22 protein-coding genes and 1 pseudogene are annotated in these 22,504 nt (G+C 70.0%); 10 read left to right on the plus strand and 13 right to left on the minus strand.

Annotated features, from left to right (window positions below):
• Positions 1 to 162: 162 nt before the first annotated feature.
• Complete coding sequence (locus tag AC5JOC_RS07335) at positions 163 to 723, plus strand: Lrp/AsnC family transcriptional regulator (protein ID WP_079003723.1); 561 nt, start codon at positions 163 to 165, stop codon at positions 721 to 723.
• Between the two features lie 34 nt (positions 724 to 757).
• Here the strand turns inward: AC5JOC_RS07335 and AC5JOC_RS07340 are convergent, their stop codons facing one another.
• On the minus strand, positions 758 to 1,141 hold the full coding sequence (locus AC5JOC_RS07340) for an avidin-fold protein (RefSeq protein WP_494245961.1): 384 nt from the start codon (positions 1,139 to 1,141) through the stop codon (positions 758 to 760).
• Between the two features lie 181 nt (positions 1,142 to 1,322).
• On the opposite strand from AC5JOC_RS07340, the gene AC5JOC_RS07345 reads away from it, so the two are divergent.
• Positions 1,323 to 2,735, plus strand: coding sequence for an aminopeptidase P family protein (locus AC5JOC_RS07345; RefSeq protein WP_494245963.1), 1,413 nt, complete (start codon positions 1,323 to 1,325; stop codon positions 2,733 to 2,735).
• 131 nt (positions 2,736 to 2,866) lie between these two features.
• Complete coding sequence (locus AC5JOC_RS07350) at positions 2,867 to 4,345, plus strand: SulP family inorganic anion transporter (RefSeq protein ID WP_494246354.1); 1,479 nt, start codon at positions 2,867 to 2,869, stop codon at positions 4,343 to 4,345.
• 21 nt (positions 4,346 to 4,366) lie between these two features.
• On the opposite strand, the gene AC5JOC_RS07355 is transcribed toward AC5JOC_RS07350, so the two are convergent.
• Together AC5JOC_RS07355 and AC5JOC_RS07360 are read right to left on the minus strand one after the other, a co-directional pair.
• The gene (locus AC5JOC_RS07355) at positions 4,367 to 4,711 is read right to left on the minus strand and encodes a type II toxin-antitoxin system PemK/MazF family toxin (RefSeq protein ID WP_274498837.1); all 345 of its coding nucleotides are present in this window, start codon (positions 4,709 to 4,711) and stop codon (positions 4,367 to 4,369) included.
• Positions 4,708 to 4,965 carry a CopG family ribbon-helix-helix protein gene (locus AC5JOC_RS07360; RefSeq protein ID WP_159876470.1) on the minus strand — a complete coding sequence of 86 codons (258 nt, stop codon included), beginning with the start codon at positions 4,963 to 4,965 and terminating at the stop codon, positions 4,708 to 4,710. Before AC5JOC_RS07360 ends, AC5JOC_RS07355 begins: the two co-directional genes overlap by 4 nt.
• A gap of 201 nt (positions 4,966 to 5,166) precedes the next feature.
• On the opposite strand from AC5JOC_RS07360, the gene AC5JOC_RS07365 reads away from it, so the two are divergent.
• Positions 5,167 to 6,252, plus strand: a complete 1,086-nt coding sequence (locus AC5JOC_RS07365; RefSeq protein ID WP_079704288.1) for an NYN domain-containing protein — start codon at positions 5,167 to 5,169, stop codon at positions 6,250 to 6,252.
• Between the two features lie 92 nt (positions 6,253 to 6,344).
• Here the strand turns inward: AC5JOC_RS07365 and AC5JOC_RS07370 are convergent, their stop codons facing one another.
• On the minus strand, positions 6,345 to 7,628 hold the full coding sequence (locus AC5JOC_RS07370) for a M18 family aminopeptidase (protein WP_159876473.1): 1,284 nt from the start codon (positions 7,626 to 7,628) through the stop codon (positions 6,345 to 6,347).
• A 63-nt stretch (positions 7,629 to 7,691) separates the two neighbouring features.
• On the opposite strand from AC5JOC_RS07370, the gene AC5JOC_RS07375 reads away from it, so the two are divergent.
• The gene (locus AC5JOC_RS07375) at positions 7,692 to 9,056 is read left to right on the plus strand and encodes an LssY C-terminal domain-containing protein (protein ID WP_236555309.1); all 1,365 of its coding nucleotides are present in this window, start codon (positions 7,692 to 7,694) and stop codon (positions 9,054 to 9,056) included.
• Entirely contained in the window at positions 9,053 to 9,550 is a 498-nt protein-coding gene (locus AC5JOC_RS07380) for a ribosomal maturation YjgA family protein (protein ID WP_274498841.1), read from the plus strand. Before AC5JOC_RS07375 ends, AC5JOC_RS07380 begins: the two co-directional genes overlap by 4 nt.
• A 9-nt stretch (positions 9,551 to 9,559) precedes the next feature.
• Here the strand turns inward: AC5JOC_RS07380 and AC5JOC_RS07385 are convergent, their stop codons facing one another.
• From AC5JOC_RS07385 to AC5JOC_RS07400, 4 genes are all read right to left on the minus strand, one after another.
• On the minus strand, positions 9,560 to 9,847 hold the full coding sequence (locus tag AC5JOC_RS07385; RefSeq protein WP_494245967.1) for a hypothetical protein: 288 nt from the start codon (positions 9,845 to 9,847) through the stop codon (positions 9,560 to 9,562).
• Between the two features lie 7 nt (positions 9,848 to 9,854).
• The gene (locus tag AC5JOC_RS07390; protein WP_494245969.1) at positions 9,855 to 10,778 is read right to left on the minus strand and encodes a DUF429 domain-containing protein; all 924 of its coding nucleotides are present in this window, start codon (positions 10,776 to 10,778) and stop codon (positions 9,855 to 9,857) included.
• Positions 10,779 to 10,903: 125 nt separating this feature from the next.
• Entirely contained in the window at positions 10,904 to 12,436 is a 1,533-nt protein-coding gene (locus tag AC5JOC_RS07395) for a S1C family serine protease (protein WP_274498843.1), read from the minus strand.
• A gap of 143 nt (positions 12,437 to 12,579) precedes the next feature.
• Positions 12,580 to 13,161, minus strand: a complete 582-nt coding sequence (locus AC5JOC_RS07400) for a TetR/AcrR family transcriptional regulator (RefSeq protein ID WP_494245971.1) — start codon at positions 13,159 to 13,161, stop codon at positions 12,580 to 12,582.
• Between the two features lie 93 nt (positions 13,162 to 13,254).
• Between AC5JOC_RS07400 and AC5JOC_RS07405 the strand changes: the two genes are divergently transcribed.
• Positions 13,255 to 13,878: an NAD(P)H-dependent oxidoreductase gene (locus AC5JOC_RS07405; protein WP_079704293.1), complete on the plus strand. Its 624-nt coding sequence runs from the start codon at positions 13,255 to 13,257 to the stop codon at positions 13,876 to 13,878.
• On the opposite strand, the gene AC5JOC_RS07410 is transcribed toward AC5JOC_RS07405, so the two are convergent.
• Together AC5JOC_RS07410 and AC5JOC_RS07415 are read right to left on the minus strand one after the other, a co-directional pair.
• Positions 13,853 to 14,749: a DEAD/DEAH box helicase gene (locus tag AC5JOC_RS07410; protein WP_494246355.1), complete on the minus strand. Its 897-nt coding sequence runs from the start codon at positions 14,747 to 14,749 to the stop codon at positions 13,853 to 13,855. The genes AC5JOC_RS07405 and AC5JOC_RS07410 overlap by 26 nt on opposite strands.
• A 151-nt stretch (positions 14,750 to 14,900) precedes the next feature.
• Positions 14,901 to 17,387, minus strand: a pseudogene (locus AC5JOC_RS07415) (TM0106 family RecB-like putative nuclease); the annotation flags it as partial.
• Positions 17,388 to 17,601: 214 nt separating this feature from the next.
• Between AC5JOC_RS07415 and AC5JOC_RS07420 the strand changes: the two are divergent.
• A complete protein-coding gene (locus tag AC5JOC_RS07420; protein WP_192003979.1) occupies positions 17,602 to 17,994 on the plus strand; it encodes a (deoxy)nucleoside triphosphate pyrophosphohydrolase in 393 nt (130 codons plus the stop codon).
• An 18-nt stretch (positions 17,995 to 18,012) separates the two neighbouring features.
• Here the strand turns inward: AC5JOC_RS07420 and AC5JOC_RS07425 are convergent, their stop codons facing one another.
• From AC5JOC_RS07425 to AC5JOC_RS07435, 3 genes are all read right to left on the minus strand, one after another.
• Positions 18,013 to 18,888: a hypothetical protein gene (locus AC5JOC_RS07425; protein WP_494245974.1), complete on the minus strand. Its 876-nt coding sequence runs from the start codon at positions 18,886 to 18,888 to the stop codon at positions 18,013 to 18,015.
• 109 nt (positions 18,889 to 18,997) lie between these two features.
• A complete protein-coding gene (locus tag AC5JOC_RS07430) occupies positions 18,998 to 19,831 on the minus strand; it encodes a siderophore-interacting protein (protein ID WP_494245976.1) in 834 nt (277 codons plus the stop codon).
• A 63-nt stretch (positions 19,832 to 19,894) separates the two neighbouring features.
• Positions 19,895 to 21,373: an MFS transporter gene (locus AC5JOC_RS07435; RefSeq protein ID WP_159876487.1), complete on the minus strand. Its 1,479-nt coding sequence runs from the start codon at positions 21,371 to 21,373 to the stop codon at positions 19,895 to 19,897.
• A 136-nt stretch (positions 21,374 to 21,509) separates the two neighbouring features.
• Between AC5JOC_RS07435 and AC5JOC_RS07440 the strand changes: the two genes are divergently transcribed.
• Together AC5JOC_RS07440 and AC5JOC_RS07445 are read left to right on the plus strand one after the other, a co-directional pair.
• Positions 21,510 to 22,145, plus strand: a complete 636-nt coding sequence (locus tag AC5JOC_RS07440; RefSeq protein WP_158596626.1) for a uracil-DNA glycosylase — start codon at positions 21,510 to 21,512, stop codon at positions 22,143 to 22,145.
• 99 nt (positions 22,146 to 22,244) lie between these two features.
• Entirely contained in the window at positions 22,245 to 22,457 is a 213-nt protein-coding gene (locus tag AC5JOC_RS07445; protein ID WP_079704298.1) for a hypothetical protein, read from the plus strand.
• Positions 22,458 to 22,504 lie beyond the last annotated feature (47 nt).

Consider the following 22,504-nt stretch of genomic DNA (forward strand, 5'->3'; position numbering starts at 1 on the left):
TATCTGGTTGGAGGGATGAGCTGAAAGTAGTGCGATACGCGATCATTCGTCAATCCACAAGCCGTTACCAAAGAAGAATTGTCTCGATTTCGCGGCGAATCTGCCATATCCTCTCAATCGACCGCCAGGACCACCGCTGAATCTGGACGTTTGGAGCAATCGATGCAACTCGACGACACCCACATCCGCATGTTGGAGCTGCTCCGGGAGGACGGGCGGGCTTCGGTCGCCGCACTCGCGGAGGAGCTCGGGATCTCCCGCTCGAACGCCTACTCGCGCTACGAGGCGATGCTCCGCGCCGGCGTCCTGAAGGGGGTCCACGCGGAGATCGAGCCGGCCACGGTCGGGCTCGGTGTCGCGGCGATGGTCTTCATCACGCTGCGCCAGAGCCAGTGGGCGGACTTCCGCGCGCGGCTGTCCTCGGTCCCGGAGCTCGAGTACTTCGCCGTCACGACCGGCGAGCACGACGCGATGATGCTGATCCGGGCCCCAGATGTGGCGGCGATCCACGAACTGGTCGCCACCCGGCTCGCACAGTGGCCGTCCATCAAGGCGACGACGACCGTCTTCCTCATGGACGAGGAGCGGTCGAACGTGTCGCTCCGCATGACGAGGTCCGAACGCACGAGCGTCGAGGACTCCGGCGAGCGCTTCGGCATGACCCGGTTCGTCCGGACGAGCGACGAGCGCGCCCAGCGGGTGCCGGAGCGACGCGGACGCTGACCCGGCGGCGGTGGCGTGCCCGATCCTGACCGGTTCAGGCGGCGGCGATCTCCCGACAGACGCTGACGTGGGCCTGCCCGTCCGGGCCGATGAAGTCCTCGGTGAGGATGAACGAGCCGTCCTCGGCGCGGGAGATGATCGAGCTCGCTTCGCCGCGCGTCGTCAGGTCGCCGGCACGGTTGCGGTGCACGAACGAGATGTCGATGCGTTCGCCGGTGCGCACCCCGCAGAACCGTCCGACGGAGACGGTGTCGCCGACGTATTCGCCCCACAGCACGCCGTGCGTCTCGTGGTAGACGAATCGCGTGGGTGCGTCGGCGTCGACGACGCTCGCGGACGACGACACCATGTCGAACACCTTCGCATCGAGGTTGAAATCGAGCGTGGCGCTGGTGCCGGTGTCGGCGGTTCCTGTCATGCCGTCATTCTGCGGAGGCGTCCGAACAGGTGTCAACCTGCCGACGATCCGTCCATCCCGTCCATCACCTGAGCCGGTCGGACAGGACGAAACGCCGGATCCGACGACACCGACGAGATGTTCCGCTGGCTCCAGGCGTCGCAGCTTGACGGCGTCCACCGCGGGTGGCTTACTGATCTCCATGTGTCCAGACAGCCTGCAGTTCCGCGACCCCCGCACCCAGCCGCTCCCCCGGGACGACGCGTTCCGCGAGTACCTCGCGACGGGCTGGGGTGCGGTGGACCGCTCCGTCGACCTCGCCGAGGGTGCCGGCGCAGCCGCCGGGCGTCACCGCGACGTCGTCAGCGCGCAGTTCCCCGGCCGGTGGCTCGTGGTCACCGCGGGACGCGCCGTGACGCGCGCGAACGACACCGAGTTCCCGTTCCGGCCCGACAGCGACTTCGTGTGGCTCACCTCCTGTCAGGCGGAGGGCGCCGTCCTCGTCATGCGGCCGACCGCCGGTGGGCACGACGCGACGCTGTACCTCGCCGAGCCCGTCGGTCCCGGTGAGGAGGCGTTCTACGCCGACGCCATGCGCGGCGAGCTCTGGATCGGCCCGTCCGCCGGACTCCCCCAGTGGGCGGAGGCGCTCGGCATCGAGGTCCGCTCGCTCGAGGTGCTGGACGAGTCCCTCGCCCTCGTACCCGCCGACGCGCTCCGCGCAGGCGCCCCGGAGCCCAGGGTCGACGGTCGATTCGCGGCGTCGCGAGCGCTCCTCATCGCCCTGTCCGCCGCGAAGCTCGTCAAGGACGACTGGGAGATCGCGCAGCTCCGCGCCGCCGTGGACGCCACGGTCGGCGGGTTCCGCTCGGTCGTGCGCGAACTGCCCGCCGCCATCGAGTTCGGCGGAGAACGCTGGTTGCAGTCGACCTTCGAGCGCCACGCCCGCACCTTCGGCAACGGTGTCGGGTACTCGACGATCATCGGCAGCGGACCGCACGCTCCCACGCTGCACTGGACGCGCTGCGACGGTCCGGTCCTCCCCGAGCACCTCATCCTCATGGACGCCGGCGTCGAAGCCCGCTCGTTGTACACCGCCGACGTCACGAGGACCTTCCCCGCGAGCGGGTCCTACACCGCGGCCCAGCGCGAGGTCCACGACCACGTCGAGCGGGCCCACCGCGCCGCGATGTCGGAGGTGGGCCCCGGCCGGTCGTTCATCGACATGCGGAACACGGCCTACGAGCAGATCGCCACGAGCCTCCGCGACCTCGGCATCCTGCAGGTGTCGGTCGACGAGGCGATGTCGCCGAACGGCCAGCAGCACCGCCGCTACCTGCCGAGCGGCACCGGCCACCATCTCGGACTCGACGTGCACGACTGCGCCCGCATCGGCGACGAGCGGTACCTCGACGAGCCGTTGCAGCCGGGCGCCGTCCTGACGGTCGAACCGGGCCTCTACTTCCACGCGAACGACCTCACCGTGCCGCCGGAGCTGCGCGGTATCGGCGTCCGCATCGAGGACGACCTGCTCGTGACCGCCACCGGCCACGAGGTCCTCTCCGCAGCACTCCCGATCAGCGCGGACGGTCTCGAGGCCTGGTTGCGGAGCTGACCGACGGTTCACAACTCAGGACGGTCGCCGCGTGTCGCGACGCGCCCCTGCGGCACCAGCAGCGACTCGCCCGGTGCGTCCTGCGTTGCGAACGAGCCTAGGCTTGCACGGTGAGTCAGCCCGACGCCCCCATGCGCACCGCCGTCCGCCCGAGCCCGGGCGTCCTCGCGACCCTGCGGAACCCCAGGGCCTTCAGTGTCGAGATCCTCGCCGGGATCGTGACGACGCTGGCGCTCATCCCCGAGGTCATCTCCTTCTCGATCATCGCCGGCGTCGACCCGAAGGTCAGCCTCATCGCCTCCGTCGTGCTCGCCATCTCGATGTCGATCCTCGGCGGGCGTCCGGCGATGATCACGGCCGCCGCGGGAGCCGTCGCCCTCGTCGTCGCGCCGCTCGTCAAGGAACACGGCGTGGAGTACCTGCTCCCCGCCGTCATCCTCGCGGGCCTCATCCAGATCGTGTTCGGCGTCACCGGTCTCTCCCGGCTCATGCGGTTCATCCCCCGCTCGGTGATGATCGGGTTCGTCAACGCGCTCGGCATCCTCATCTTCGTCGCCCAGGTCCCCCACCTGCTCGGCGTCCCGTGGCTCGTCTACCCGCTGTTCGTCATCACGGTGCTGATCGTCCTGCTGCTCCCCAAGCTCACGACCGCGGTGCCGGCGCCACTCGTCGCCATCGTCGTCGTCACCGCGATCACGATGATCGCGCACGCCGCCGTGCCGACCGTCGGCGACCAGGGCGACGTCTCCGGCGGCCTCCCCGGCCTGACCGCGCTGCTCGTGCCGCTGAACCTCGAGACGCTCGGCATCATCTGGCCGACCGCGCTGAGCGTCGCGTTCGTGGGGCTCATGGAGACCCTCCTCACGGCGAAACTCGTCGACGACATCACCGACACGACCTCGTCGAAGGGGCGTGAGTCGTGGGCCCTCGGCGTCGCCAACATCCTGGCCGGTTGGTACGGCGGGATCGCCGGCTGCGCGATGATCGGTCAGACGGTCGTGAACGTCAAACTGGGCCGAGCTCGGACGAGGATCTCCACCTTCGTCGCCGGCGTCTTCCTCCTGCTGCTCGTGACCGCGCTCAGCCCGGTGATGGCGCAGATCCCGATGGTCGCGCTGGCCGCCGTGATGATGATCGTCGCCATCAAGACCGTCGACTGGCACAGCGTGCGCCCGGCGACCCTGCGACGGATGCCGATCCCCGAGACGGTCGTGATGGTGGTGACCGTCGCGGTGGTCGTCATCACCCACAACCTCGCGATCGGCGTCGCTGCAGGAGCCGTCCTCGCGATGGTGCTCTTCGCGCGGCGCGTGGCCCACGTGATCCGCGTCCGCCGGGTCCTCGCGGACGACGCCGCCTCCGTCCGCTACAGCGTCATCGGCCCCCTGTTCTTCGGCAGCAGCAACGACCTGGTCGAACAGTTCGACTACGCGGCCGATCCCGCGGACGTCGTCGTCGACTTCACCGCCTCGCAGATCTGGGACGCCTCGAGCGTCGCCGTCCTCGACGCCGTGCAGGAGAAGTACGCCGCACACGGCAAGCAGGTCGTGTTCACCGGACTCGACGAACGCAGCTCGGCGTTCCACGGAAAGCTCACCGGCCACCTCTGAGCCGATCGCTCCGGCACCACCTCAGAGGTGCAGCACTCGCCGGAGCCCCGCGTCCAGATCCAGTGACAGGGTGACGGGAACCCTTCCGGCGGCCGGACCGAGGTCGTCCTCATCGAGGGTGAGCAGCTGCGTGGTGTTCACGACCGAGTCCTTCGGCAGGCCGGAAGCCGTCGCAGGGAGGAACACGTTGCCCGGGAGCTCGGCGAGCGCCGTGTTCGACGTGACGACCGCGACGATCACGGTCCGGAGTGCGCTCCGCGTGTAGGCGTCATGTTGGACGACGACGACCGGGCGCCGACCGGCGGGCGCACTCCCCCGTTCGCGAGGGCCGAGATCGACCCACCGGATGTCACCGCGGCGGATCACCAATCGTCTCCGGCAGTGAGTTCGGCAAGGCGGTCGCGTCCGGCCGCGGCGACGCCCCGTGCTTCCTCCGCTGAAGCGACTCCCGCACGCCGCAGCGCGGTGTCCACTGCGTCAGTGAGACCGGCGGCATCGGTCTCGTCGAGATACCGACTCGCCGCCGCCGCGAAGAACTCGGACCGGTTGACACCGAGCTCGGCGGCGCGAGCCTCGACGCGGGTGAACAGTTCATCAGGCAACGAGATGGCGGTCTTCACAGGTGAGAGTATAACCGGGTATAACTTGGGTTGCGACCCTGGGCTGAAGATGTCGACGGCGTGACTGGGCATGCGACCACGGTACGCAGCCCAGGTCGGTCACGGCCTGGCCGGCGCAGCAGCGGTGGAGAGGAGCCCCGCAAGCCGGGCTGTGGAGGACTGAAGTCGCCGATTCGCGGGCCACCAGAGGATGATGGAGTCATGGCAGAAACCGGAACGCCCAGAGTCGCGGTCTACATCGACTTCGACAACATCGTCATCTCGCGCTACAACCAGCTCTACGGGAAGGCGGCGTTCAGCCGGGATCGCGCGCGGTCCCACGTGCCCTCCGCCGCACCCGAAGGCGACGAGATCTCCGAGCGCCTGCAGGCCGCTCGCGTCGACGTGGGCGCCATCCTCGACTACACCTCGTCGTTCGGGAACATCGTCATCAGCCGTTCCTACGCCGACTGGTCCGAGCCGGTCAACTCCGCGTATCAGAAGGACCTCGTGGACCGCGCGGTCGACCTGACGCAGATGTTCCCCACGACGAAGGCGATGAAGAACGGTGCCGACATCCGCCTCGCCGTCGACGTCGTCGAGGACCTCTTCCGCCTCCCCGACCTCACGCACATCGTGATCGTCGCAGGCGACTCGGACTACATCTCCCTCGCGCAGCGCTGCCGACGCCTCGGACGCCACGTGATCGGGATCGGTGTCGCCGGTGCGACGAGTCGTGCGCTCATGGCGGCGTGTGACGAGTTCTCCGACTACGACGACATCCCCGGGATCGTCCGGCCGGTCGTCACGCGCACGCCCCGGACCCCTGCCGCCGTCGAGAGCACGGCGGAGGTCTCCCCGGAGGAGGCGCCGAAGTCCGCGCCCAAGTCCGGCGGGCGTCGTCGCGCCTCGTCCGGGTCCACGCCGACGGCCGAAGCGCCGGTCGCCCAGACACCTCCCCGCATCGGCGGCCTCTTCACTGAACCGGTCTTCAGCCACCGCGACGCCGACGACCTGGACGACACCGACGAGGAGACCGCGGACCCCTCCGGCCCCGACGCACAGCGTGCGGCGACCGAGCTCCTCGTGCGGGCGCTCCGCCTCGTGCACGCCAAGAACGACGACGAGGACTGGCTGCTGAACGCCGAGGTGAAGAACCAGATGATCCGCATGGATCCGGCGTTCAAGGAGAAGCCGCTCGGCTACCGCTCGTTCAGCGACTTCATCAACTCGCGCTCCGACCTCGTCGAGGTGAACCCGGACGCGAGCCCCGACGGACGTCGTCTGCGACTGCGCGAACTGGGCTGAGCCCGGCCCGGTAGCAGGAGATCAGCGCCGCAGCAGGACCGTCCGCCTTCGCGGCGTCCTGCTCCCGCGCGGATCTCCTGCTGCGGCGCGGCTCAGGCGCCCCGGAAGAACGCCTGGACCGCTGCGCTCAGAGCGGTCGGATCGTCGATGTGGCACAGCTCGCGGGCGGAGTGCATCGACAGCAGCGGCGTCCCGACGTCGACCGTCCGGATGCCGAGCCGCGTCGCGGTGAGCGGGCCGATGGTCGAGCCGCACGGCACCGTGTTGTTCGACACGAAGTCCTGTGAGGCCACACCTGCGGCGGCGCAGCTCCGGGCCCACAGTGCGGCCCCGAGGGCGTCGGTGGCGTAACGCTGGTTCGCGTTGATCTTGAGCAGTGGCCCGCCACCGGCGATCGGACGGTTGGCCGGGTCGTGGCGCTCCGGGTAGTTCGGGTGGATCGCGTGGCCGGCGTCAGCTGACAGGCACCAGGAGGCCGCATAGGCCTGGAGCCGTTCGGACGTCGTCGCGCCCAGCGATGCGCCGATGCGGGTGAGGACGTCGTCGAGGAACGGACCGCTGGCACCGGACGTCGAGGCCGAACCGAGCTCCTCGTGGTCGAAGGCGGCGAAGACCGTGATGTGTCCGGCGTCGTCCGTCGCTCCCCCGTCGCTCGCGGCCAGCAACGCCGCGAGTCCCGCGTGGACCGAGGTCAGGTTGTCCATGCGTCCGGCGGCGAACAGCTGACCGTCGAGACCGAATCGCCGAGGCTCCTGGGTGTCGGCGACGAGCACGTCGTACCCGGCGATCGCGGTGGGGTCGACACCTGCGATCGTCGCCAGGTGCGCGAGCACGTCGGCGTGGGCGAGGTCGCCGACCCCGTACACCGGCTGCAGGTGGCGCTGGCGATCGAGGACGAGGCCGTCGTTGACACCTCGATCGAGGTGCACGGCGAGCTGCGGGATGCGCAGGAACGGGCCGGTCCGGACGAGGTGCACGGTGCCGTCGAGCGTCACCAGGCGTCCGGCGAGTTCGAGCTCGCGGTCGAGCCAGGAGTTGAGGAGCGGTCCCCCGTAGACCTCCACGCCGGCCTGCAGCCACCCGTGAGCGCCGGTCGTCGGCTTCGGCTTGAGTTTGAAGCTCGGCGAGTCGGTGTGCGAGCCGAGGATGCGGAACGGCGTCGTGGCGTGGGCCTGCTCGGGCTGCACCCAGGCGATCACCGCGCCCTCGCGTTCGACGAAGAACCGGCCGGCGCCCCCGTCCCAGGACTCGGTCTCGAGCCGCCGGGTGAAGCCGGCCGCCGTGAGGCGCCGAGCACTCTCCGCGACCGCGTGATACGAGGTGGGCGAGGCGACGATGAAGTCGGCGAGGTCGGTGATGTGGGCGACGGAGTCCATCCCACCATCCTCCCACCACCCACGCACCCGGCACGTGGATGCACCAGGCCCTACCCTGGACGGGTGACGAAGACCCGCAGCGACCTCATCGGGCCCGCAAGCGGCCTGTCCGAGGATCGTCGCGGACGGATCGCACGCATCGTCGACGGTTGGTTCTTCGCCTTCGGCACGGCTGCGGCCGTCTTCCTGGCGTACGTGCTGCTCACCGAGGCGTTCGCGCGCGGGTGGGCCCAAGCCTGGTTCATCCTCGTCATCTACCTCGTCATCGCCTACCTGATCCTCCCCCGCCTGCACACCGTGCTGTCGCGCGTCTACCTGCCCGACTACTTCATCGGACGCACTCGCACGCGCGAGGGCATCCTCGGTGATCCCGTGAACCTCGGCCTCCGTGGTCGGGAGGAGCAGATCCACATGGCGATGCTCTCGGCGGGCTGGACGCTCGCCGACGACCTCGGCCTGCGCGCGAACCTGCGGATCGTGACCTCGACGCTGACCAGGCGCAGCTACTCCGAGGCACCCGTCTCGTCGCTCTACCTGTTCGGTCGTCCCCAGGCGTTCTGCTACCAGCAGGAGGTCGACGGCAGTCCGGGGAAGCGGCACCACGTCCGGTTCTGGCCGACCCCCGAGGGCTGGCTGCTCCCGGGCGGCTACCAGGCGGATTGGCTGGCCGCCGGGACGTACGACCGATCGGTCGGCATCAGCGTCTTCACCCTGCAGGTGACCCATCGGATCGCCGACGACGTCGACGACGAACGCGATCACATCGTCGCGTCGATCGCGGCCGCAGACCTCGGGGCGTCGACGTCCGTGATCGACAACTTCTCCACCGGCTACCACTCGCGGAACGGCGGAGGCGACGCGATCGTCACCGACGGCGACCTGCCGATCATCGATCTCAGCGCCGTGGTCGTGCCGCCGGCGGCGACCCTGCCGGCCGCCGACGCTCCCCCGACGCGCTCCCTCATCCGGGCCGGCGACCCGCGGCCCTTGGACACCACCGTCGGCGTGGTCCTCATGGTCGTCGCGGCGCTGTCCACCGTGCTCTCCGGCGCCCTCCTGGTCTCCGATTGGAAGCAGGTCATCTCGGAGGCCCGCGCGACAGCCGCGACGGCTGACGACGTCGTCCTCATCCCGTGGGTCGTCGGGGCCGTGCTGGCCCTGTCGGCCGTGGTGACGCTCTGCTACCTCGTCCTCGCCTGGCGGGTCCATCGGGGAGGCAATCTCGCGCGCCTGCTCGCCATGACCTTCAGCTCGACGTCCATCGCCACCCTCGCCGCGAGCTATGTCGCCGGCGCCGGCGGATTGACCCTGCAGACCAACCTGATCGGCTTCGCGGTCGACTGTTCCATCATCCTCGCCCTCTCCGGAACCGAGGCCCGTGACTGGGCCCGTGGGCGACAACGACGCACCCGGAGGACGAAAGCATGACCGACGCACCCGACCAGACGGACGAGGGGCCACGCCCCGCCACCTCGCTCAAGCGCGCGCTGCTCCTCGGCGCAGCCATCATCACGATCGTCGCCGGGCTGACGGTGCACTGGTCGGTGGCGGCAGCCTGGGCGAACCCCGTGACCAACGCGCTGTACACGGTCCTCGTCGCGCTCCTCCTGGCCTTCGCCGCCCCACGGCGTCCGCTGTGGCAGATCGCCCTCGGCGCGTTCGGCTTCTCGGCGGCGATCGAGTGCTTCCAGGCCACGGGCGTGCCGGCCGCACTCGCCGACCAGTGGCCGCCCTCGGCGCTCGTGCTCGGCACGACGTTCATCCCCACGGACTTCATCTCCTACGCCCTGGGCGCGGCGGCGTTCCTGTTCCTGTCGCTCGCCATGTCGCTGCTGATCCGCTGGGTTCGCAACGACATCCTCGAGCGACGCGCACGCGCGGACCGGGAGACACGGCGCCGATCGGGCTCAGGACCCGCCTGACGGGTGCCCTCAGCCGCGAGTCGTCTCCCCGTACTGGACGTGCTCGAGGTCGAAGACGGCCTCCGCCAACGCCGACCTCGCCGCTTCGAACTCGACGTCGTCGGGGTGGCCCACCACCCGGGCATGCTCGAGGTGCCAGGTGGCACTGCGCAGGAGTTCGACGGTCGTCGGAGCGGGGGAGGGCGCTCGCGTCGAGGCCGCGGGTGACGCGTCGGCGTTCGCCGCTCCGCCGGGGACGAACTCGATCGTGTTCGATTCCTCCGGAGCGTCGGGCTGAGCGTATTCCTTCTTCTTCATATGTCCTTCATCGAGATCGTGGTCCGTTGTGGTTTGCCGGGAGATCGGCTCCACTGGCAGCGAAGATGCCTGTTGTGGAGCCGAAGTGATATATGCCGATGATGGGAATGTCCGGTTTCGAGCGCTGTTCGGGTCGCGCCATGGCGAGGAGCGTCGGGACGCGCCCACGGTCGTCCGGAGCATCCGAGGCGCCGAGGACCTGGAACCGTTCGAGCCCCCAACGGGACCAGGCGGATGCCGTCCACGCGCAGATGGCCGCATCGATGAGGTCCTCGCGGTGCTTGTGCGCCGATTCCTTCAGCGGCGACGGTTCCGCGACGAGGAGCGCCGTCACCGGGTGGGTGTCGAGGTCGAGTGGCGGAGTCGCCGAGGTCAGCGCCTGCAGGCGCGAGACGAGGTCGTCGCAGACCTCCGCGCGGCGTCGCCGTCGCTCGGCGACAGGGAGACCGGGGTCGAGGCGTTTGTAGCGGGGCCGCGCATCCGGGTACCCGAACTCCTCGGCACCCACCAACGTGGTGTGGGGATAGGCCTCGAAGAACACGACGGCATCCGCCGCGGGCGTGCTCAGTCCGTCGAAGTACTGGAACCCCGCCGCCTCCAGCGCAGAGAAGAGCGCGACACCACCGAGCGCGGGCAGGCCGAGGTTCGACGGGTAGGCCGAGACCTGCCAGCGCCCGTACCGCTGCCCGACCTCACGTTCACAGAGACGCATGCCGGTCTCGTTCTGGACGAGCAGCGGGGCGTCGACCGCGATCACGGAGCCCGGTGAGGCGGTGGCGACGATCCAGGCGACGACGGCGTCGATCCCCACGGCCCACCCGGCCTCGATGACCGTCCCGGTCTCGTCGATGCACACCAGTCCCGACTCGTTCGCCGCGCGGGAGCCGGTCCCCTCGCCCCAGGCGAGGTCGACTCCGAGGAAGCGGGTCACGAGCGGTTCCTTCCGGTGGACGCGGCGAGGCACCGCCTCCCGAGCCTACTGGGCAGACGTCGACGACTCCTCGGATCCGGCGGCGGGCCGGAGGTGAGGAGTCGTCGAGCGTCCCGAGCGCGCGATCAGCCGACCGGGCCCTCGATCAGCGTCACGTCCGCGGTCTGGGAGGTCCCACTCGCCGTGGTCCAGGTGACGGAGACCGTCTGACCGGGCTCGAGCGTGGCCATGGTCGCCGTCAGGGTCTGAGCGGAATCGATGGCGACACCGTTGAGGCCGGTGATGACATCGCCGGCTGCGAGGCCGATCGACGCCGCCGGCGTGTTCTCGATCACCGAACCGACCACGGCACCCGGCACGGTCTGGGCTGCGCCGGACGCGGCCAGACCGATCCCGATGAAGGCCGGGTAGCCGATCGAGACGGTGTCGGTCTCGACGCCGGTACGGATCTGGTCGACGATGGACAACGCGTCGTCGATCGGGATGGCGAATCCGTCGATGTCGGTCCCACCGGAGGAGGCAGCGGTGTCGACGCCGACGACCTCGCCCTCCGAGTCGTAGAGCGGCCCGCCGGAGTCGCCCGACTGGATGTCCGCGTCCGTCTGGATCAGTCCGGTCAGCTGCTTGCCCGCCCCGGTCGTCTCATCCTGGACCGTGATGTCCTGGTCGAGGGCGGTGACGGACCCGTCCGCCGCGCTGGGTGTCCCACCCGTGCCCCCGGCGTTCCCGACCCCGGTGACGGCGTCACCGACGGCCGCGCCGCCGTCATCGTCGATCGCCACGGTGTCCAGTCCCGAGGCGCCGTCGAGCTGCAGGAGCGCGACGTCGTTCGTGGCATCCGTCCCGACGACGCGTGCGTCGTACTTCTCCCCGGTCGCCACGACGGTGACGACGATGCTCGTCGCTCCCGCGACGACGTGGTTGTTGGTCAGGATCTGGCCGTCCGCGGTGAGGATCATCCCGGTTCCCGCGGCGGCGGCCCCCTGGTAGGCCAGCTCGGTGTCGATGTCGACGACACCCACGGACTCCGCGGCGGTGGCACTCCGGGTGTTCGCCGTCGCGGCATCCGGCGTCGCCTGCTGCGGGCCAGGCTGGCCACCGGGAGCGCGGAAGCTCTGACCGCCCTCGTCCGGCACCGTCTCCGTCACCTGTGAGGAGGCGGCGACGCTCTGGAACGCTCCGGCCGCCAGCGAGGCGAGGCCGAGGCCACCGGTCACGAGGGACACGACCGTGGCGGCCGTCGCGGCGGCGATGATCCACCCGATGGGCTGCTTCTTTGCCGTGGTCGACGGCGGCTGGGGGATCGTCTGCTGTCCGTACGGCTGGGGCTGCCAGGTGCCGGAGGGCGCGTACTGGCCCTGGCCGGCGGCGTACGGTCCGTACTGACCCTGCGGGCCCTGGTGATGACCGGGCCACACGTGACCGCTCGTCGCGTGGGGAGCCGTCGCGTAACCGAACGGCGTCGTGGGCTCGCGTCGTGGACCGCCGCCGGTCGTGTTGCCGGGGTAGCCGGCCGGGGGAGTGACGTCCACCCCGGGCTGGGGCTGATACGAGCCGGTGGGCGGCTGGTACGGGTCGGGTGCGGGCGACGGCTGCTGCGCTTGCGTGCCGTCCGCTGGTCGCGACTCAGGGCGTTCTGGATCTGGGGTGGTGTTCACGGGGATTCCTCTCGGCGGGGGTGCTGAGATCATCTGACTCCCGCAATCCGAGTGAATCGTCTGGTTCGACCATGAACGGCCTCTGAGCTTCCCGACCGTTTCCCGGATGATGATCGTGCAAACGCTCCATGCGGGACGCCACCTCAGGGTCGCGTGAGCAACGCCTCCAGCGCGGGTCGGGCCGCCGCCTCGGAGATGTGTCCGGCGACGACGAGTTCCGCGAGCCCGTGGACCGCGGCCCAGACCGCCGTGGTCAGAGCGGCGATGACCTGCGGCTCGGCGCCGGGCGCCAGCGACGCCGTCGTCTCGGCGAGCAGCGCTTCGACGCCACCGATGAGTGGCGCCATCGCCTCGCTGGGCGAACCGGGGACACAGACTTCGGGGTCGTAGATCAGGCGGAACCGCTCCGGATGCTGCGCCGCGTAGTGCACATACGTCGAACCGATCCGGACGGCCGCCTCCCGTGGGTCTCGACCCGCCGTCGCCTGCCGCTCCTCGCGCATGGCGTCCAGGAGCTCGGCCATGCCGCGTTCGCTCAACCGTTTCAGGAGCGCGGTGCGGTCGCCGAAATGGTGGTACGGCGCGTTGTGACTGACCCCGGCACGGCGTGCGACCTCTCGCAGGCTCAGCGTGGCATGGCCCTGCGTCCGCATGAGTTCGAGCGCAGCGTCCTCGAGCGCCGGCCCGAGGTTGCCGTGGTGGTACGCCGTCGTCGATCTTGACACAAGCAACATCGTACCCGTAGAGTCGGTTCCGGCCGGAAGTGGACAGTGTCCAGATTCTTGGCACTGTCCAGACCTACAACTGTTGGAGAACTCATGCCCGCCCTCGTCATCGACGGACACCCGAACCCCGGGTCCCTCTGCGCCGCCCTCGCCACGAGCTACGCGGAGGCGCACGGCGACGCGACCGTCCTCGCCGTCCGCGACCTCGCGTTCGACCCGAACCTCCGCCTCGGTTACACCCGCCGTCAAGACCTGGAGCCCGACCTCGAACGGGCGTGGGAGCAGATCCTCGCCGCGGACCACATCGTGATCGTGGCTCCGGTCTGGTGGGGATCGGTGCCCGCGCTGCTCAAGGGCTTCTTCGATCGCCTACTGCTGCCCCGTCGCGCCTACCGGATGAAGTCGAACGGCCTCCCTGAGGGGCTGCTGGCGGGCCGTACCGGTCGGGTGATCGTCACGTCGGACTCGCCCTCGTGGTACCTGCCGCTCGTCGGCGACACGACGGTGAAGCAACTCCGTACCACCACCCTCCGGTTCTGCGGGATCAAGCCCGTCGCCGTGAACCGGTTCGGTCGGGTGAAGGATTCGACCGTGGAGCAGCGTCAGCGGTGGCTCGCGAAGGCGGCGCAGAACGGTCGCACGGACGCAGCGCGACGGAATCCTCGCCCCTCCACAGCCCCGGCGGAGCTGGTCAGTGGCCGTCGACCAATCGGATGAAGGCGCTGAGCTCGGCGACACCCTCCGGCGTGACCGGCAGGTACTCGGTGAGCGCGGGGGAGTGCACGAGGTACGCCGCCCACTGGGCGCGGGAGATCCCGACGTTCAGTCGGTTCTTCATCAACAGGAACGACATGCCCCGCGGGACGTCGGCGGGGGAGGACGCGGCCAGCGACACGATCGCGATGACGGCCTCCTGACCCTGGAACTTGTCGACGGTCCCGACGCGCACCGCGTCGAACCCGGCCGCGTCGAGCGTCGCACGGACGACGGCGACGTGGGCGTTGTAGGGACAGACGACGATGATGTCGGCCTCGCTCACCGGGTCGTCGATGCGGCCGGCATCCGGATCGGTCCAGCGGAGCCCGATGCTCGACCGGACGAGTTCGGCGACGCGGTCGGCCTCCTCCTGCGAACTCGTCGCATTTCCGACGTGGTGGACCGGGACGACGTGCAGTCCCGGCGCACGACCCTCCAGACGCCGCTTCGTCGTGGCCGCTGCTGAGCGCAGCTCGCCACCGTACGACAAGCGCGAGACCGGCTCGGTGACCGCGGCGTCCATCCGCCAGGTCTCGTGGAGGAAGTAGCCGAGTTCCGGAGGGAGGACGTCGCGACCGTCGGCCACGAATCCGAGGGCCGAGGTGTCGATCGGTTCGGGATGCGTCCCCTGGCTCACCTGCGGCAGCTGCTGCGGGTCGCCCAGGAGCAGGAGGTTCCGCGCGGCGACGCTCGCCGCGATCGTGTACGCGAGCGAGAACTGGCCGGCTTCGTCGACGACGAGCAGGTCGAGCGACCTCCGGTCGAACCGGTTGGGGTTGCTGAAGTCCCAGGCCGTCCCGCCGATGACGAAGCCGCCGGCCTGCTCGGCCATGAACGCGCCATGACCATTGGCCGGAAGGACCGTGTAGCCGCGCTCCGCATCCGGGTCGGCACCGGATCGCAGGGTCTTCGCCACGAGCGCTGGGAGAGAGCCCCGCCTTCACGACGCGCTCGAGGAGGTTCTCGACGACGTCGTGCGACTGCGCCACGACCCCGATCCGCCAGCCGTGCTGCTGCACGAGGGCCGTGATGACGTGCGAGGCGACGTAGGTCTTGCCGGTTCCGGGCGGCCCCTGGACGGCGAGCGCCGAGTCGTCGAGGTCGAGCAACGCGGCGGTCACGTCTTCGATCGTCCGCCCGTCTCCACGGTGGGGGAGCGGCTCACCCGAGCTCGTGCGGGGCGGCCGTCGCCGCAGGATGTCGACGACGCCGTCGTCCGGCCACTCTGGAGCGGCGTCGAGGACCGCTTGCCCCCACTCGGCGATCGCGTCGACCTGTGTTCCGGGTCGCGGGGGAGGAGACGGCGTGAGCGCGACCGGCAGCTCCGTGTAGGGCTCACGATCCGTCTTGAGCGTCTCCTGGATGAGCAGGGAGTCGTCGTCGACCTCGAGGACCGTGATCTGCCCCGCCGGTCGCGAGCCGGGCTCGGCGCGGGGGAGCGTGTACGGTCCCGGGTGGTCGTAGACCGCGAACGGGTCGGCGCCGACCTTCACACTGCTGCCGGGAGCCCATCGGCCGCGGAGTCGGACGTGACGGCGGTCGCTGCGCTGCCGCCCCTCGCGGAACCAGTCGCGCTCGACGACTCCCGAGGTGACGGTGAAGACGTTCCGGGTGTCCTCCCATTCGTCGCGCGCGGCGATGAGTCGGGAGAAGTGCTCCTGCCAGAACGACTTGTGCTCGCGCCGGTGGTAGTCGATGGCGGCGGCCGCGAGCGCATACGCGGTGGCGTCGGCGGTGCGTTCCGGGTCGAGGGGGTCTCCGGCCAACGCCGTCAGCGCGTCGTGGAGCGGCGTCGGTTCGTCCACGAGGGGCTCGGGTGCGTCGGTGACGAAGGTGCCGGGAAGCACGCCCCGTTCCGCACCGAGGTCGAGCAACCAGTTCCGCAGTCGACGGGTCGACTCGCAGTCGTACGCGTTGTACTCGGCGATCTCCGCGAGCTTCCGTTCGCCTTCGGCGACGAGCTCCGGGTCGTCGCTCCGACTCAGCTCCCGCGCCTCCGCGTAGGCGGTGATGGATGCAGCGGCGTCGGTGACGTCGCTGTCGCGGTGGTCCTCGCCCATGTAGAGCGGCTCGAGCTTCTTGATCGAGTACGACCGAGAGCCGACGCGCACCGTCTTCCGGACGAAGGGGTAGAGGTCGAAGAGCACGGCCTCGCGGAGGAGGTCGTCGATCGTGTCCTCCCCGACGCCGTGCCGAGCGGCCAGCGAGAGCAGGTGCGTCCGCTCGTACGCGGCGTAGTGGTACACGTGCATGCCCGGGAACTCGGCACGACGGGCGGTGAGGTAGGCGAGGAAGTCGATCAGGGCCGTGCGCTCCTCATGGAAGTCGTGCGCCCACCAGGATCGGAACCGGCCGTCGGTGTCGACGAGACCGAACAGGTAGTCGATGCCCCACCTCGTGCGGTCGCCCCGGCGGGCGTCGCCCGGCTCGCCCTCGGTGTACAGCGGGTCGCCCTCGAAGTCGAAGAAGACGTCGCCCGGATCGGGTTGCGGCAGGAGTCCGAGCGCCGTGGCGTCGTGCACGCGGAACGCCGGCACGCCGGCGGCAAGTGACGGCTCGAGCTGCAGGTGCGCCTGCTCTCGCAGCGCGGCGAGCGTGCTCTCGGCGATGCCGTCGACCGTCCCGCCGGCGCCACCCGACGGCCCGTGCTGCCCCGGTCGTTCGGTCGATCCGGTGAGCGTGAGCGACGCCAGATCGTCGATCGTGGCGATGCCGGCCGCCAGCAGGCGGTCGCGCTGCGTCAACCGGAGGCCGGCCACCAGCAGGACGTCGCGTGAGGCCGTGATCTCGGCGTCGCACCACGCGCATCGTCCGCAGACGCTGTAGCGCTGGTCGCCCCAGGCCACCGGCCCGTCGGCCTCGAGCCGTTCGGCGACGATCCGCAGCAGGCGCGCACGACGGCGACGGTACACCGGCAGGATGTCGGCCACCGCGTGGGTGCTGACGGTGCCGTCTCCCAGAATGAGGTCGACGTCGTCGTCGACCGGGATCCCGGCCGTCTCCAGCTGCTCCACGTAGGCGGCGAGCTGGAGGAGGGCGGTCACCTTCGGTGAGCGCGCGAGTTTGGTGTCCTGCACGCGATACCGGCCGTCGGGCCGGCGCACGATGAAGTCGGCGAAGCCGATGAACGATCCGTCGAAGAACGCGGCCTGGAAGACGACCGGGGCTCCGTCGCGGAACGCCGTGATCGTCGACTGGACGGCTGCGGCGAGCGCCACCGCGTCTCGGACGTCGGGGCGGTCGAGCTCGACGACGCCGGTACCGAACTCGGCGCGGTAGGACTCGAGGACGCGCAGCTCGTGCTGGTCGCCGAGCTTGGAGGTCCGCATGAGCATCTCGTCCTCGGGCTCGACGATCGGTTCGATCCGACCGAGCTTCGCGTCGACCGTGCGCAGGAAGGCGAACTCGCAGTAGGAGGCGTTGGAGAGGTCGCTGGCGCTCGTGATGGCGGAACCGTCGAGGAGGAACATCGGTGCGGTGGGTGCCTTTCGAGACGACTGCTGCGGGGGCTGGTCCGCCTCCGATCGCTGTCAGTCTGGCACGCACCACCGACCACAGCACCGCCGCGGGACGCAGGCTGTCGTCAGCCGAGGGGGAGCTGTCTGTGGAGCGGCGTCGGGCGTCCTCGATCCCGCGTCCCCTAGCCTGGACAGCGACCACGACGCCACGGGACGGGAGCGCATGATGACCACCACGATCCAGGTCGTCGCGGGTGTCGCCTCACAGGACGACACCGTGCTCGCATGTCGGCGGGCACCCGGGCGGGCGTCCGGAGGACTGTGGGAGTTCCCCGGCGGCAAGGTCGAGGCCGATGAGCAGCCGCAGGACGCGCTGGCTCGCGAGCTGCTCGAGGAGCTCCACGCCGACGTCGCTGTGGGCGCACTGCTGGACCGCTCCACGGTCGCCGTGGGCGAGCTCGTCATCGACCTCGCCTGCTACGAGGTCGTCTTCCGCGGTGCGCCCCCGACCCACAGCACCGATCACGACGAACTGCGCTGGGTCACGCGCGAGCAGCTCGGCGAACTCGACTGGGCGACCCCCGACCTCCCGATGGTCAGGAGACTCACCGCGAGTTGACCCCGGAGACGCGGCGTGTCAGTCGGCCGCGTGGAGCGGAATGCGCGCGAGCGTGCGTCCGCTCAGCACGAGATCGTCGTTGGTCGAGGTGATCGCCAGCTCGGTGACCGTCCACTCGAACAGGGTCACGTCGCGCCAACGCTCGAGGAATGCGGCGAGCGCCGCGGTCTCGGCAGCGTCGAGCTCATCGCGGAAGTGGTGCAGGCCCACCCCGACGAGCGGTGCTGGACGCCCGCCGACGGCCCGCTGGATGGGGGCGAAGGCGTCCGCGACGGCGGGGAGGTAACAGCGTCCGCGGTTGAAGCCGCCGATGACGGGGCCCGCCAGCCTGACCCGGAAGGGCGTGAACGCGCCGACGCTCGTCCGCAGCCCGTCGAGGAACCCGGAGTCCGCGTCGATGGACGAGAGCGTCGCGTGCAAGCGGTGGGCGCGTCGGAGCTCGATGCCTCGGGCGAGTTTGGGGGCGAAGGGTGCCGAGGCGAGATCGGCCTCGTAGCTCAGGAAGATCGGATCGACGAACAGTCGTTCGATCGGGACGGGGACGACGACCGCCAGGCGCGCCTCGGCGTACCGCCCGCCACGGTAGACGCCGTCAGGGCTTGCGTCGAGCGCGAGCGGGTGGTCGGCGTCGATCAGGGGGAGCTGGGCGTACCGGTAGCGCTCGTCGAAGGTCAGGGCCTCACCTGGTCGGAAGGTGGAGCGGACGACGTCCCAGCTGCGGAGGGCGTCGTGCGAGTGCGACGACGTGTCCGCAGCCCTCGTGGCCGTTTCGGGGACATCGACCTCGAACGCCCGGTCGGCGGATCCGCCGGTCACCGTCCGGACCAGACCCGTCGCGACGCCGGTCGGCAGCGCACCGATCGTGTTTCCGGACGCACCGGCGGGAGAGGGCATGTCGTGAGGTTAGTGGAGCCGTCAGCCCAGCGCGTCGGGGACACCCCGAATTCGGGTGATCGACCCAATTCACCGCACGGTCGACGCGAACGCCGACACCGTCGGCCGATCAGTGCGCCTTGCCGGCCTTCCAGTAGCCGCAGAACATGACGCGGTCCTTCGGCATGCCACCACGGACCCAGAGCCGACGCACGTTCGCGGCCAGGGACTGCTCTCCGACGACCCACCCGTAGCACGGGGCGGACGGCACGCCGAGGGCCGTCGCGGCGGCCAGCGCCGCTCGTCCAGGGACGTCGTGCGGATCCTCTCGGACCACCCATCGCAGCTCGACCCCGTCCGGGACACGCACGTCCTGCGCGTCGGCCGCGGACGGGATCTCGACGATCGCCGTCCCGACGGTCGACGCCGGAAGCGAGGTCAGGATGCCTGCGACGGCGGGGAGTCCGGTCTCGTCCGCGACCAGCAGCACCCGGTCGAGGTCCGCCGGGAGGTTGAACATGCGCCCCTCGTCCAGCAGCGCCACGGCATCGCCCACCTCGCATGACTGGGCCCAGCTCGCCGCGGGCCCCGCAGTCCCCTCGGCGGCCGACCCGTGGATGACGAAGTCGATGTCCAGCTCCGGCCCGTCGGGGCCGTCGCGCCGGTAATCCCGCACCGTGTAGTTCCGGAGCACCGGTCGCACCGACTTGGAGATCGCGAGGTACTTGGCGTAGGCCAGCATGTCGAGCTTGGTCGGCAGCCGCTCGAGCCCGCCCTCGGAGACCGGGATGAAGAACCGGAACCACTGGTCGTAACCGAGGAACGTGAAGTCGGTTATGTCACCGCCACCGAGGGTGACCCTGGCGATGTTCGGCGAGATACGCGAGCGGCGGACGACCCGCAGCGTGAGGAGTGTCGCCGCCTCGGGTTTGATGCGCGCCGTCTCGGCATTCGTGCGAGCCACTCGAGCCCCTTCCTCCGGCGGCTCCGACGGCCGCGACTGAGGCTACCCTAACTCAGGTCACCCTTACTTGGAGGATCCGGGTGCGTCGGCGGCGACCTTCCGCGAACGGGTGTCGAGCAGCGCGAAGACGAGCGCCACGACCACGAAGCCGATCGTGACGAGGGTGCTGTTGCGATACGCGTCGTGATAGACGTCGAGCGAGGCGCCCGACGCATCGCCGCCGTTCTCCGAGTACACGGTCGCGTAGAAGGTGGCCGTCGCGGCGGCGAGTCCGACCGCGGTGCCGATGCGCTGGCCGAGTTGACCGATCGATCCGGCGACACCACCGGAGGCCACGGGGATGTCCGCGAGCATCAGCGTCTGGTTCGGAGAGATGACCGCGCCGCCGCCGATGCCGGCGAGCAGCATCGCGGCACCCATCGCGTACGGCGTGATCTCCGGGGGCGTGATGAAGGCGAGGAGCGAGTTGAGACTGAACCCCACCACGACCAGCACGAGCCCACCGACGACCAGGGGACGTCCGAGTCGGTCGACGACCCGACCGCTCAACCACGAGCTGACGGCCGAGGCGAGGGCGAAGGGGATCGTGATCATGCCCGCGAAGACCGGCTCGAGCCCGAGCCCCTGCTGCACGAACAGCGTGAGCGTGAGGAAGGTGGCCGGCATCGCCGCGAAGTACGTCGTGGAGATCAGGACGCCGTTGCGGTAGCTGCCGAGCTTGAACAGGGAGAAGTCGACGACGGGTGTCTTCCCGGCGCGTTGATAGCGACCCTCCCACCAGGCGAAGAGGCCGGCGAAGACGGCGAACGCGACCAGCAACCACCAGCGCGCCGGGTCGTCGCCCGGAGAACCGGTCGTCAGGACGAACGGCAGCATGAGCGACAGCACGGCGAGACCGAGGAACACGATGCCCACCGGGTCGAGCGATCCGGCACCCGCCTCGTGCGGCTGCTGCTTGGGCAGCAGTCGGGCGGCGATCGGCAACAGGATGATCGCGAGCGGGACGTTCATCCAGAAGAGCAGGCGCCAGCCGTCCTCCGGGCCGCCGATGGCGATGAGCAGACCGCCGAGCGTCGGTCCGAACGCCGTCGAGAGGCCGATGATGGCTCCGAAGAGACCGAAAGCGCGGCCGCGCTCCTTCCCCACGAACAACTGCTGGATGAGCCCGATGACCTGCGGCATCAGCAGACCCGCGGCGATGCCCTGGAGGATCCGCCCGCCGATGAGGATGCCGACGCTCGGTGCGACGGCGCAGGCGAGACTGGCCGCCCCGAACACGCTCAGGCCGATCATGAACATGCGACGCCGCGAGTGCAGGTCGCCGTAGCGCCCGGCGGGCACGAGGATCAGACCGAAGGCCAGGGCGTACCCGGCGACGATCAGCTGCAGGGCGGTCGGGCCGGCGTCGAGCGCCTCCTCGATCGACGGCAGTCCGACGTTGACCTTCGAGAGGTCGAGGATCGTGAGGGCGGCGACCGACACGCAGATGGCGAACGCGCGCCACTTCGTCCGGTCGTCGGGGGCGGTTCGCTCGTCAGTCATCCTGGCCAGCCTAGGCCCGCGTCAACCCGGTCCACCCCGGCTTGACGGGCGCGGATCCGCCGTCCTGTGCAGCATCTTCACCCTCAGAACCGGCTCAGACGATGACGGGGCAGCCGTCACGGGCTACGCTCGGAAGATGCATATGGATGCCCCTCGCGGGCTGCAAGACCCCGACGAACTGGCCGAACGACACCGCATGCTGGCCGAGTCGCCGGCACTCGCGCCGCTGCGCGACTGGTCGGACGCGATGATGACCCGCCGAGGACGGCGGCAGGCGGACCTCGTCCTCCCGCTCGTCGACCCGGCCGATGCGGCCGTCAACGCGAAGACACTGATCCTCCTCGACGCCCCGGGGACCCTGGCCCCCGACAGCCTCGACGCCCCGGGATCCGGCTTCGCCTCGGTCGACAACGACGACCCGATCGCCGAGAGCCTCTGGAATCTGCGGAACGACATCGGCTTCGACGACGTCATGGTGTGGAACATCGTCCCGTGGTACCTGAGCGCCGGGCGGAAGAAGCCGAACGCGCCCGAGGTCGCTCAGGGAGCGATGGAACTGCGTGCCCTCCTGCCCCTCCTCAAGAACCTGCGCGTCGTCGTCCTCTGCGGACCCCACGCCCAGGACGGTTGGTGGAAGCACGTCGAGCCCCTGCTCGGCAACACCTACAGCGCCTTCAACGCTCCGCACCCCTCGCCGTTGTCCCTGAAGCAGCCGGGTCGTCGTGAGGAGATCGAGAAGGTCTTCGCCCGCGCCAAACAGGTCGCCGGCTGATCACACACCCCCGTTCCGCAACCCCCTCGCCCGTCGGGCGAGGGGGTTGCGTGCATCCGAGGCCTCGTTAGGGTCGATGGACGAGGAGAGGAGCATCACATGGACATCGGCACCATCGTCATCCTCGCCGCGCTCGTCCTCCTGGCGATCGCGGCCGTCTGGTACGTGTCACGGCGAGACCGCGCCGCGCGCTCGGCCGACGAACACCATTCGCACGACAACGACGCGGAGGTCGAGCGCGAACGCGCGAGAGGCCTGGCCGAAGGCACCGGCGGCGTTCCGCGCCGTGGTGGCGGCCCGATGGGCGTCTGAGCCCACGAGATCGCAGAAACGGTCGCCATCCGCGAAGGATGGCGACC

It is taken from the genome of Plantibacter sp. (genome assembly GCF_059073635.1).